This is a genomic window from Actinopolyspora alba (assembly GCF_900112765.1).
Classification (GTDB): domain Bacteria; phylum Actinomycetota; class Actinomycetes; order Mycobacteriales; family Pseudonocardiaceae; genus Actinopolyspora; species Actinopolyspora alba.
The window spans coordinates 228,421-239,087 of sequence record NZ_FOMZ01000010.1 but is presented as its reverse complement, the minus strand read 5'-3'; the positions used below and the strand labels follow the sequence as shown (position 1 = coordinate 239,087).

The following is a 10,667-nucleotide window of genomic DNA, read 5'->3' as shown; positions in this document are numbered from 1 at the left end:
TGACCCAGTACCGGGCGGTCGGCGGCCGGGTGGTGGCCGCGACGCAGGAGCCCATCAAAGAGGTCGTTCCCATGCGGGGGCTGTTTCCCACCAAAATCGCGCTGCGGCTGGAAGAGGCCTCCTACGTGGACATGGCCTTGGGCGAAGGGGTGCGCGAGCGGGGCGCGTTCGCCGACCAGATCCCCGACTACATGCCCGGCGTGGCCTACGTCAAAACCGAGGGCTCCCGCGAACCCCTGCGGGTGCGGGCGGCCTACACCGGTGACGACGACATCACCGAACTGGTCCGGTTCGCCACCAGCCACGACGCCACCGTCCTCGACTTCCCCAACAGGGACAACAGCACCGAGGCCGACGAGAACGAACCCGCGGACTCCCCCAACACCGACGACGTGGAACACATCGAGGTCATCGACGACGGGGAAGACGAAGACGACGAAGAAGGCTTCGACGCCGCGTAATCCCCCAACGCTGTAAGCGGCCCCGCTCCCTCTCCGGCAAGAGTTTCAGGAGCGGGGCCTTACCTCTCTTGGAGGCAGGTTTCATGTTGGCAGAACTCGCCCTGGCAGGCACCACCCTGTCCACCACAACCACGGGGCTGTGGGCGCACCGGTTGTGGCGCCGGCTGCACACCGACCCGCTGACCGGGCTGGCCAACCGCGCCCGAATGCACCGCACCTTCCACCGGGCTCGGTGGTTACGCCGCCGCACGGGCACTCCGCTCGGGCTGCTGCTGCTCGACGTGGACCAGTTCAAACAGGTCAACGACACCCACGGGCACCGCACCGGCGACCAAGTGCTGACCACCATCGCGGCCGAACTCCACGCGGCCACCGGCCCCGGCGAACTCCCCGTACGGCTGCACGGCGACGAACTGGCCGTACTCCTCACCCGACCCGACGCGGGCGACGTGACCGAAACACGAGCGGAACAGATCCGCCGAACCATCCGCGGACCCCGGGCCATCGCCGGACACACCATCCACCTGTCCCTCTCGGTCGGCGCAGCCACCACCGAAGACGGCTCGCTGTCCGACCTGCTCGCCCTGGCCGACCAACGCATGTATGCCACCAAACCCAGCCGCTCCCCTCAGGGGCGGAGTGAACCCACTCACCGAAAGGCGGTCACGTCATGATCTTGTTCCACCTCACCGGCCGTAGTCTCTTCGGGCTGCTCGCGGCCACCCTGCTCGTCCTCGCCGTGCTGGCGCTGTTGTGGGCCTTCGCCGGGCCTGCTTGGTCGATCGGGCTCGGCCTGGTGCTGGTGCTGCTGGTGCGCGGGGTGCTGGCCCTGTTCTCGCCCGGCGACAGCGAATAGCAGGGGGCTGCTGATGACCACTCCCGATAGTGGGGTGCGGTTGAGTCGGGCGCATCGCTGGTTGGCCCCGGTGTCGCTGGTGATCGTCGCGATGGCGGCGGTGATGGGCTGGGCGGCCTCGTTCGTGGGGCTGCATCAGTACGGGCACACGGCGATGGCCGGCTTCGGCTTCTGGACCGCCTGGCTGCTGCCGGCCACCTTCGACGGGGCCGCCTTCGCCTGCACCCTGATGACCTACCGCGCCTCGATCAACGGGCGATCCGCTCTGCGGGGGCGGGTGCTGATGTGGGCCTTCACCACGGTCAGTGCGTGGATCAACTGGATTCACCAACCCAGCCTGGACACCCGGCTGGTCGCGGCCGGGCTGCCCGTGGCGGCGGTGGCCGTGTTCGACGTGGTCCTGGCCGAGTTGCGGGCCGACTACGAAGCCCGCCACGGACGCACCGCCTTCCGACTGCGCCCCGGGTTGCTGCTGCTGCGATGGCTGGCCGACCGCTCCGGCACCACCACCGCCTTCCGCACCCAGATCACCAGCATCCCCGTCCCCGAACTGGCCGGACTCGCCGACCAGCACACCCCGGCCGAGCCTCCCTCGGATACCCCGATGCCGGCCCCTGCCATTTCTACCGAGTCCGAAACGGAGCCGGTCCAGTCCGCGGCTGTTTCCCCCGATTCCGGGGCGGACACCACGGAAACCACGGAGGAATTCACGGAGATCTCCGGCGAGACCGAACCGGCCGCTGGCGACTCGGCGGTGTTGGGGCGGGTGCGGCCCTCATCGATGCGGCTACCGGAGCACGTGGTGGACAAGCTCACCGACGCCCGGAACGAGGCGTATCGCTCCGGCCGGTCATTGACCGCGGCCGACATTCAGCGGCTGCTCAAACTGCCCGAAACGTTGGCGACACAGCTGGCCGACGAACTCGCGGTACCGGACACCAACGGGCATCGCGTCACGAACGGGCACCCCGTGTCCTGATCGTTCGACTGCTCACTTCTCGGCGGAAACCCCGGTGCGGCCTTGCTGTCCTGGGGTTTCCGCCCTTTTTGTTCCCGCCCGAAAGGGGAAAACATGGTTCTTGCGGTTGACCCCACGGTGGATCGGCTTACCCGCCGGATACAGGCCACCGACTTCGACGCGTGGAAGGCCAAGGTCCGCTCGGTGGCCGGCTGCACCCGCCCGGTACACCTGTCCGGCCGATGGGCCATCCAGGATGCTCACAGCGGGGCGGAATTGGCCTCCCGCACGGGCGCGATCATGAGCCCCTGCGGCAACCGGCGCGAAGCCGTCTGTCCGGCCTGCTCCGATCGGTACGCCGCCGACGCGTTCCACCTGCTCCGCGCGGGCCTCTCCGGCGGCTCCAAAGACGTCCCCGAGACCGTGGCCGAGACACCACGGCTGTTCGTCACCCTCACCGCACCCTCGTTCGGACCCGTCCACAACCGACGCGTGAGCCCCACCACGGGTAAGACGATGCCGTGCGGGTGCGGGTCGTTTCATCACGAGCACGATCCGGCACGCGGACAGCCCCTCGACCCCGACTCGTACGACTACACCGGCCATGTGCTCTGGCAAGCCCACGCCGGGGTGCTGTGGAGCCGGTTTCGCACCTACCTACTGCGCCACCTCGCCGGGCTGGTCGGGCTGCGGGTGCGCGAGATCGGCGACCACGTGCGCCTGTCGTACGCCAAAGTCGCCGAATACCAACGGCGCGGCATCATCCACTTCCACGCGGTGATCCGCCTCGACGGCCCCGAGGGACCGGCCGACCCACCCCCGGCCTGGGCCACTAGCGAGCTCCTCGACCACGCTGTTCGCACGGCGTCTCGGGCGGTCTCGGTCACCGCGTGCGACCGGGACGGCAACCCCCGTCAACTCGGATGGGGTGAGCAGATCGACGTGCGCCCCATTAAGGCGGCCAACGCCTCGCGGGTGGAAAACGAGCACGGCGAGATCACCGACGACCGGCTCGCGTCCTACGTGGCCAAATACGCCACCAAAGGCACCTCCACGAGTGAGGCCGTGGACAAGCCCATCCGGTCACAAGGCCACCTCGACTTACTCGACATCAATCCGCATCACCGGCGGATCATCCAAACCGCCTGGAACCTCGGGGCACCCCAACGGTGTTCGGACTGCCACCCGCACGGCGAGCACACCCCCGACGGCTGCCCCTGCCAACAGCGGGACACCTGCCAGTCCTGCGGCGGAAGCGGATCCCTCGCCGGGCCGTTGGAGCATCTCAACCTGCGCCGCTGGGCGCACATGCTCGCCTTCCGCGGGCACTTCCTGAGCAAGTCCCAGCACTACTCCACCACGTTCCAGCGCATCCGTGATGACCGGCGCCAGTACCGGCACCACCAGGTGCTCGACGAGCTCGGCGTGGACGACGACGACATCACCGTGGTCAATCACTGGGCCATGACCCACGTCGGCCACGACTCCCCCGAGGAAACCGAACTCGCCGAAGCCCTCGCCCAACAGATCCGGCACGACCGCAAACAGCGCTACGAACACGAGAAACGGAACTAGCCATGCGCAACCTCTGGACCCCCGCCGACGTGGCCGACTACCTCGGCGTACCCACCAACACCATCTACCAATGGCGCAGCCGCGGCGGCGGACCCCCAGGGCGACGGCTCGGCAAACACCTGAGGTTCAAACCCGACGACGTCGAAGCCTGGTTCGACGCCCAAGCCACGGAGGTCAGCTAATGCCACGACCACCGTTGCCGTTGGGGACGCACGGTGAGGTCCGGTGCTACAAGGTGGCCGAGAAGCGTTATCGGGCTCGGACGAAGTATCGGGATTACGACGGCACCGTGCGGCATGTGGAGCGCATGGGCACGAGCAAGACCGGGGCGAAGGAGAATCTCAAGCAAGCCTTGCGTGACCGTGCTCGGTCGGTGGCCGGTGATGAGGTCACCGCTGCCAGCAAGGTCGTCGATGTGGCGGGGATGTGGCTTCGGGAGCTGGAGGAGTCCGACAAGGCGTTGCGGACCAAGCGCACCTACCGCGACGCGTGGGATCGTGATCTGTCCACACCGGTCGGAGCGTTGCGGGTGAGTGAGGTGACCGTCTCGGTCGCCACCCGGGTGCTGCGGTCGATTCACGACAACGCCGGTTCGGGCAGCGCCAAACATGCCAAGGTCGTGCTCTCCGGGGTGCTGGCCATCGCGGTGCGTCACGACGCGATCCCGAGCAATCCGGTCAACGAGGTGACGTTGCCGAAGGCGAGCGGCTCGCGCGCTGCCAAGCAGAAGACCGTGATCACCCGCGCGGAATACACCCGGTTGCGCAAACACCTGGCCGCCTCGGACAAGGCGCTGCGGCGGGACCTGCCGGACGTGGTCGACGCCTTGGCCGCTCTCGGGTGCCGCATCGGTGAACTGCTCGCGCTGGACTGGTCCAAGATCGACCTCGGCGCGGGCACGATCAAGATCGAAGGGACCGCGATCCGGGAGAAGGGCGTGGGCCTGTTCGTGCAGGATCACACGAAGTCCTCGGCGGGCATGCGCACCGTCACCGCTCCGAACTGGTTCGTGGATCTGCTGCGACGTCGCCACGAATCCGCCGAAACCGAGTGGGTGTTTCCCACGGCGTCGGGGACACTGCGAGATCCCGACAACACGCGGGCTGATCTTCGGACGGTCCTCGCGGGTACCGAATGGGTCGGGCTGCATCCGCACGCCTTCCGGCACCTGGTCGCCACCCGACTCGACGAAGCCGGGTTGTCGGCCCGCGAGATCGCGGACTACCTCGGGCATGATCGGGTCAGCATGACCCAAGACGTCTACATGAACCGGAAGACGGTCGGTGACTCGGCGGCCAGAGCCCTGGCCGACCTGCACCGGGAAGACTGAGCAAAAGTGGGGGTAAAGTGGGGATCGATCTTGGTCGAGATCCCTGCTCGCCCGTGTGTGCTGGGCTGATGCGCCCTCGGCAGGATTCGAACCTGCGACACCCGCTTTAGGAGAGCGGTGCTCTATCCCCTGAGCTACGAGGGCCTGTTCGGTTGTCGGCCGGGTCGGTACTTGCCGATCCGCAACAAAGGATACCGGGCCGGTGGGTGTCCTCGACACCGGCCCCGGCAGTGGCTGTGCTTCGGGCTAACGACACCCGCCGCTGATCTTTTCGGAACGGCGCGCGCGTATGGTCGACTTGCCGCTACCGTGTGCGATAGGACGGCACTGGGGTGACCATGACGAACGAGTACCACGGCGACGCCCGCAGTGTGACGCAGGCAGGGCGGGTCGATCGTTTCGAGCAGCACCTGCACTTCCACGGCGCCGACGCTCCTCCTCCCGAGCGCCCGATGAGCATCCCGGCCGAGCCGACACTGCTCGTCGACCGCCGGGACGAGCACCACGCGTTGCACAGCGTCCTCGAACGCTCCTCCGCCGCGAACGGCTCGTCCGACTCCGGGTCGGGAGCCGTCCTGATCGCGCTGTGCGGTCTCAGCGGCATCGGCAAGAGCACGCTCGCGCGGAGTTTCGCCTGGCAGGTGCACGAGCGTTTCGAGGACGGCTTCTGCTACACCGACTGGCACGGCCACCCGGTATCCGGCTCCGCCGAGCTGGCGCGCTCGTGCCTGCGCAAGCTGGGTACGGCCGAACACGAACTACCCGCCGCGGACCGGGACGCGCTGCAGCTGCTGCGTGACCGCACCCGCGGCCGCAGGATGGGATTCGTCTTCGACGGACTGGTGCGCCCGCGGCAGCTGCTCGACCTGCGGCTCGCGGCGCCGGAGAGCATGATCCTGTTCACCAGCCAACACGCCGCCGCGGAGTTCTCCTCCGACGGGGTGAGCTCGATCGACCTCGAACCGCTTTCCCGGCACCACGCGATCGAACTGCTCGCGCGAATCACCGGCACGGATCCGGCCGTGACGGACCCGGACGTCGGGCGACTCGTCGAACTCTGCGGCTACACCCCGTTGGCGCTGGAGTTCGTGGGCAGAAAGATCAGGCGACTCAAACACTGGACACCGCGCCGCGCGGCCGACTGGCTCACCGGTCCCGCTCACCGTGGCGAGATGCTGCGTGACAATCCCGAAGTGCGGGACACCCTGGAACTCGCGGTCACCGACCTCCCGGGCGAGCAGGCCGAGCTCTACCGGCTGCTCGGCGCGATTCCCTGCCGCACTTTCGACGCCGCCACGGTCGCCGAGCTGCTCGACGCCGATCCCGCCGACGCGGAGGACCTGCTCTACGAACTGCACGCGGCCAACCTGGTGCTCGAGTCCGAGCCGGGGCGCTTCCACCTGCACGATCTGGTGCGGATCCACGCGAGCGAACACGCCGGGAAGCTCGAACCGGTGGACTTCGAGCGGGCGCACCACCGCCTGGTCACGCGGTACCGCCGGATGGGCGCCCACGCCGACCGGGCGGTGATGGAACCGAGCAGGTTGCGGGTGGCGGGTGACGAGCACCTGGTGACGTCCGAGGAGAACCCCTTCACCAAACCGACCGCGCTGCGCTGGCTGGAGACCGAGTTCGCCAACATCGTCGCGCTGGTCCACCACGCGAGCGAACGCGGCGACCACGAAACCGTGCTCGCGCTCTGTGATGGTGCACTGTGGACACTGCACAACCACCACAGGCACTACGATGAGACACTGCGAGCCTTCGAGCTGGCGATCGGGGCGGCGGATCGGCGGGACGATCCGTTGGCGGGGGCGAGGATGCGGATCCTGCGCACCAGGCTGCTGATGGAGTGTCACCGATTCGCCGAGGCGCACACCCAGGCCCTCGAAGCGCGGGAGAAAGCCGCTAGTGCTGGGCATCGCCAGGTGCTCGCCTCGGCCTACGAGTTCCACGGTCGGGTTTACCTGGAGCAGGAGCACTACGAGCCGGCCATCGAACTGTTCCGCTTCGCGTGGAAGATCAGCGAGCGACTGGGGAAGCCACGGGGAATGGCCCTGGTGGAGCACTTCGCGGCGCGGGCCCACAGTGGACTCGGCGAGCAGGAGAAAGCCCTGGAGTACTTGGAGACCGCGGCGGCGCGGTTGGCGGACTTCCCGAACGACCGGCGCACCTCCGCCAAGGTGAAGTTGACCACCGGACTCGTCCGACAACGCATGGGACTGCATCGGCAGGCCGTCGAGCAACTGGAACGAGCCGTCGTCGAACTGAGTTCTCACCACTCCGACGAGGACGACGAGAAGCTGCTGTTCGAGCTGGCCGCACCGTTCGAGTATCTGGTCCCTTCGTTGCGCGAGATCGGTGAGCGGGACCGGGCCGAGAAGTGCCTGCGGGAGGCCGTCGCGATCTACGAACGCGCGGGTAGTCCGAGAGCCGAGAGACTGCGGACCGGAGCGGGGTGATCGGAGTTTCCGTTCGCCTCCGGTGGCGTGCTCCCCGGCTGAGCGACCACGAGGTGAACGGAGAGCCCCGCCGAACGTCCGGCCGACTCACTCGGGGACGAACGGATCCACCGGTGGAGCGGTTGCCCGCCACGACGGTTCGGGCAGATCCAGCAGCTCGTAGACGACGCGCCGCAACTCGCCCGCCGCCCGATCGTGGTTGGCGAAGGTATCGGCTGCCAGGCTCTCGTGTCCGGGAACCGGGGCCGCCGCCGTGATCTGCTCCTTCAGCTCCGCCGTGCCCGTCAGATGGCAGGCCCGTTTCCCGAGTTCGTATCTCGGGGTGTTCGCGACGATCTCCCGAGCTCCGAAACTGCCCAGCAGCAGCCGCTTACCCAGGGCCGCCGCGTAGAGCCCCAGGGAGCCGTGATCGGCGACCACGGTGTCCGCGGCGACCAGGGTGGCCTTCCAACCCCGGTCCGGCGGTACCAGCACCAGCCCGGCGTCCCTGGCTCGCCGGGTCCACTGCTCGATCTGCCAGGGACCGTGCAGGTCCCAGACGTTCGGGTGCAGCACCAGCGCGATCGTGTGGGTCTCGGCGGGCAGCGCTCCCACCAGTTCCGCTGCCAGCTCGGGGCGGCGGGCGAACAGTGCTCGTTCGCCCCAGGTGGAGGTGAGCACGACGAGTTCACGGTCGCCGATACCCAGCGCGTCCCGGTAACGCTCCCGAGCGGGGAGGCTGGCCCGCAGTCGGTCGAAGCACGGGTCGCCGACCACACCTGCTCGCTCCCGCAACCGCGGGTTGTGCCGACCGAGCAGGGCCAGCTGGTCCTGGTGCGTCAGGCAGACCGCGGCGGGAACCGGCTCGCCGTCCCGCAGCAGTTGGTCGCGGGAGAGTCCGGCCACCTCCGAGGTGAATCCGGTCGTCGCGGGGCGGTGCTTGTGGTGGCCCGCCCCGTGCGAGAGCGTGAGCACCGGCATGTCGAGTTCGTGCAGTGCCCCGTTGCCGCTGGGGGAGATCGCCAGATCGAACTCCGCGGCGCTCGCCCGCTGCCACGGGACCACGCGCATCCCGGCCCGCCGGAAGTGGTCGGACAGGTCCGTGTCGAACGCCGACCCCTCGGCACGGGTGAACCGGGTCTCCACCCGGAAGTCGTCGGCGAGAACGGGCAGCACGTCACCGAGCCGGTCCAACGCCGTCAGGTTGCGTACGACCCCCAGTACCCGGCGCCGTACCGGAACGGTGCCCCACGGCTCCCGGCTCCCGGCTCCCGGCTCCCGGCTCCCGGCTCCCGGCTCCCGGCTCCCGGCTCCCGGCTCCCGGCTCCCGGCTCCCGGCTCCCGGCTCCATGCCCGGATTGTATCCGACGGCAGGCGGAACGAACCGTTCTCGCCGGAACGCTCCGGGGCGGAGGCCACGACCGTGAGCCGCGACCCTGTCGCCGCGCGACACGCCAGGGGTGGTGCCCGGAGCACCGCTCAATCGGCGGACAGGGCCTCACGGCGCTCCGGGCCGTCGACCTCCACGCGGTTACGCCCGCCGTGCTTGGCGCGATAGAGCGCGACGTCGGCAGCCGTGAACAGTTCGTCCAGTCTGGCCGGACCGGCCGCCGCGCCGATGCTCACCGTGGGTGGTTGCTCGATCTCGCCGAGAACCTGTCGCCAGTCGTGCCCGTCCACCGCCGCCCGGATGCGTTCGGCCACGGCCGGTCCCGCCGTGCGCGAATCCCCGGAGTAGGCGGCCAGCACCACCACGAACTCGTCGCCCGCCCAGCGGCAGATCAGGTCCTCGGCGCGGCATTCGGCCCGCAGCAGCGACGCCACCTCCCGCAGCGCGGCGTCGCCCATCGAGTGTCCCGCTCCGTCGTTGACGTCCTTGAACCAGTCCACGTCCAGCAACAGCAACCACGGAATGCCTCCCTGGGAGGCGCTGCGCTCCAGCAGTGCCGGTGCGTAGCGTTCCAGCCCCAACCGGTTGGCCAATCCGGTGAGCGGGTCACGCAGCGCCGCTGCCTCGGCCGCATTGGCCTTGCGCTGGGCGTGTACCGCGATGCGGCGTTGTTCGAGTGCCTGACCGAGCCCCTCCTGCAGCACCTGGATGGTTTCGTTGGCCGCACGCACCGCTCGCCGCAGGGCGGTGGCCTCGCCCACGTGGTCACCGAGGCGTTGGCACACCGACGACAGGTCGGTGGAGATGCGGTTGATCAGCATGGTTTCCCTGATCGTCTCCGCCTGGTACAGGGCACGACTCGCCAAGGTCCTCGCCTGATTCAGCAGGTTCTGCCGCCTGCGCACCTCGGCGAGCGTCCAGTTGGCGATGGACTGCGCGTACATGTCCGAGGCTTCCTCGGCTTCCGCCAGTGCCGAGGTGGCGCGTCGCTGCGCGTCGTCGACCTCCTCCAGTGCCACCAGTACCCGGCCGCTGCTGGCCAGTGCACGCCGGTGCACCGCCCCCTGCGTCCCCAGCCGGAACACCTCGTCGAACCGCACCAGCGAGTCGGACAGGTAGCGTTCCACGGACACACCGGAGACGACCACTCGTGAGGCCAGTGTGGCCCCCTCCCGCAGCAGGCAGTGCGCGAGCGTGGCCGGGTCGCCCACCTCCCGTGCGATCCGCACCGCCCTGCTGAGCAGTTCGATCGCGGGGGCGCTGTGCCCTTCGAGCAGATAGCCGAGCATGCTCAGCGCGTGGGCGGTCTCCGCGTCGCGGTGCTTCTCCGCGTCGAGCTCGGTCCAGGCGTCCGCGGCGAGTTCGAGGGCCAGCGAGATCCGTCCCAACCGCCAGGCGAGGATCGCCCGGTTCACGAGTACGATCGGGCGGTTCCACTCGCTGCCGACCAGGTTCGGCGCGCTGGCCACCGAATCGTCGAAGGCCGCCTCGCACTGCTCGATCAGGCCGGAGTCGAGCAACAGCCGTACTTGACGGTCTTGCTCGGGTATCCGGCCCGCCAGCAGCGGATCGTCCTGTTCCACGGCGTCCTCGCACTCGCAGATCGCGGCGCTGCGGGTTCTCACCGAGCCCGCGTGGGTCGGGTACCCGGAGTCT

At 68.8% G+C, this 10,667-nt stretch carries 9 protein-coding genes, 1 tRNA gene and 1 pseudogene; 8 read left to right on the top strand and 3 right to left on the bottom strand.

Annotation, left to right across the window (positions count from 1 at the left end):
* The 7 genes and pseudogenes from BM150_RS24540 to BM150_RS16840 form a co-directional block, all read left to right on the top strand.
* Positions 1-461: pseudogene (locus BM150_RS24540) on the top strand (FtsK/SpoIIIE domain-containing protein); the annotation flags it as partial.
* An 83-nt stretch (positions 462-544) separates the two neighbouring features.
* The gene (locus tag BM150_RS16865) at positions 545-1,135 is read left to right on the top strand and encodes a GGDEF domain-containing protein (RefSeq protein WP_092928226.1); all 591 of its coding nucleotides are present in this window, start codon (positions 545-547) and stop codon (positions 1,133-1,135) included.
* Positions 1,132-1,317, top strand: coding sequence for a hypothetical protein (locus BM150_RS16860; protein WP_092928225.1), 186 nt, complete (start codon positions 1,132-1,134; stop codon positions 1,315-1,317). Before BM150_RS16865 ends, BM150_RS16860 begins: the two co-directional genes overlap by 4 nt.
* A 13-nt stretch (positions 1,318-1,330) precedes the next feature.
* A complete protein-coding gene (locus BM150_RS16855; RefSeq protein WP_092928224.1) occupies positions 1,331-2,296 on the top strand; it encodes a DUF2637 domain-containing protein in 966 nt (321 codons plus the stop codon).
* Between the two features lie 93 nt (positions 2,297-2,389).
* Positions 2,390-3,850, top strand: coding sequence for a replication initiator (locus BM150_RS16850; RefSeq protein ID WP_092928223.1), 1,461 nt, complete (start codon positions 2,390-2,392; stop codon positions 3,848-3,850).
* 2 nt (positions 3,851-3,852) lie between these two features.
* Positions 3,853-4,032 (top strand): helix-turn-helix domain-containing protein, encoded by a 180-nt coding sequence (locus BM150_RS16845; protein ID WP_092630914.1) that lies wholly within the window; start codon positions 3,853-3,855, stop codon positions 4,030-4,032.
* On the top strand, positions 4,032-5,180 hold the full coding sequence (locus tag BM150_RS16840; protein WP_175496875.1) for a tyrosine-type recombinase/integrase: 1,149 nt from the start codon (positions 4,032-4,034) through the stop codon (positions 5,178-5,180). Before BM150_RS16845 ends, BM150_RS16840 begins: the two co-directional genes overlap by 1 nt.
* 71 nt (positions 5,181-5,251) lie before the next feature.
* Here BM150_RS16840 and BM150_RS16835 read toward each other — a convergent pair.
* Positions 5,252-5,324, bottom strand: a tRNA-Arg gene (locus BM150_RS16835).
* A gap of 194 nt (positions 5,325-5,518) precedes the next feature.
* On the opposite strand from BM150_RS16835, the gene BM150_RS16830 reads away from it, so the two are divergent.
* Positions 5,519-7,642, top strand: coding sequence for an NB-ARC domain-containing protein (locus BM150_RS16830; RefSeq protein ID WP_092928221.1), 2,124 nt, complete (start codon positions 5,519-5,521; stop codon positions 7,640-7,642).
* A gap of 87 nt (positions 7,643-7,729) precedes the next feature.
* Here BM150_RS16830 and BM150_RS16825 read toward each other — a convergent pair whose 3' ends face one another.
* Complete coding sequence (locus BM150_RS16825) at positions 7,730-9,040, bottom strand: hypothetical protein (RefSeq protein WP_245755554.1); 1,311 nt, start codon at positions 9,038-9,040, stop codon at positions 7,730-7,732.
* 60 nt (positions 9,041-9,100) lie between these two features.
* The gene (locus tag BM150_RS16820; RefSeq protein WP_245755553.1) at positions 9,101-10,636 is read right to left on the bottom strand and encodes a GGDEF domain-containing protein; all 1,536 of its coding nucleotides are present in this window, start codon (positions 10,634-10,636) and stop codon (positions 9,101-9,103) included.
* Positions 10,637-10,667: the final 31 nt, after the last annotated feature.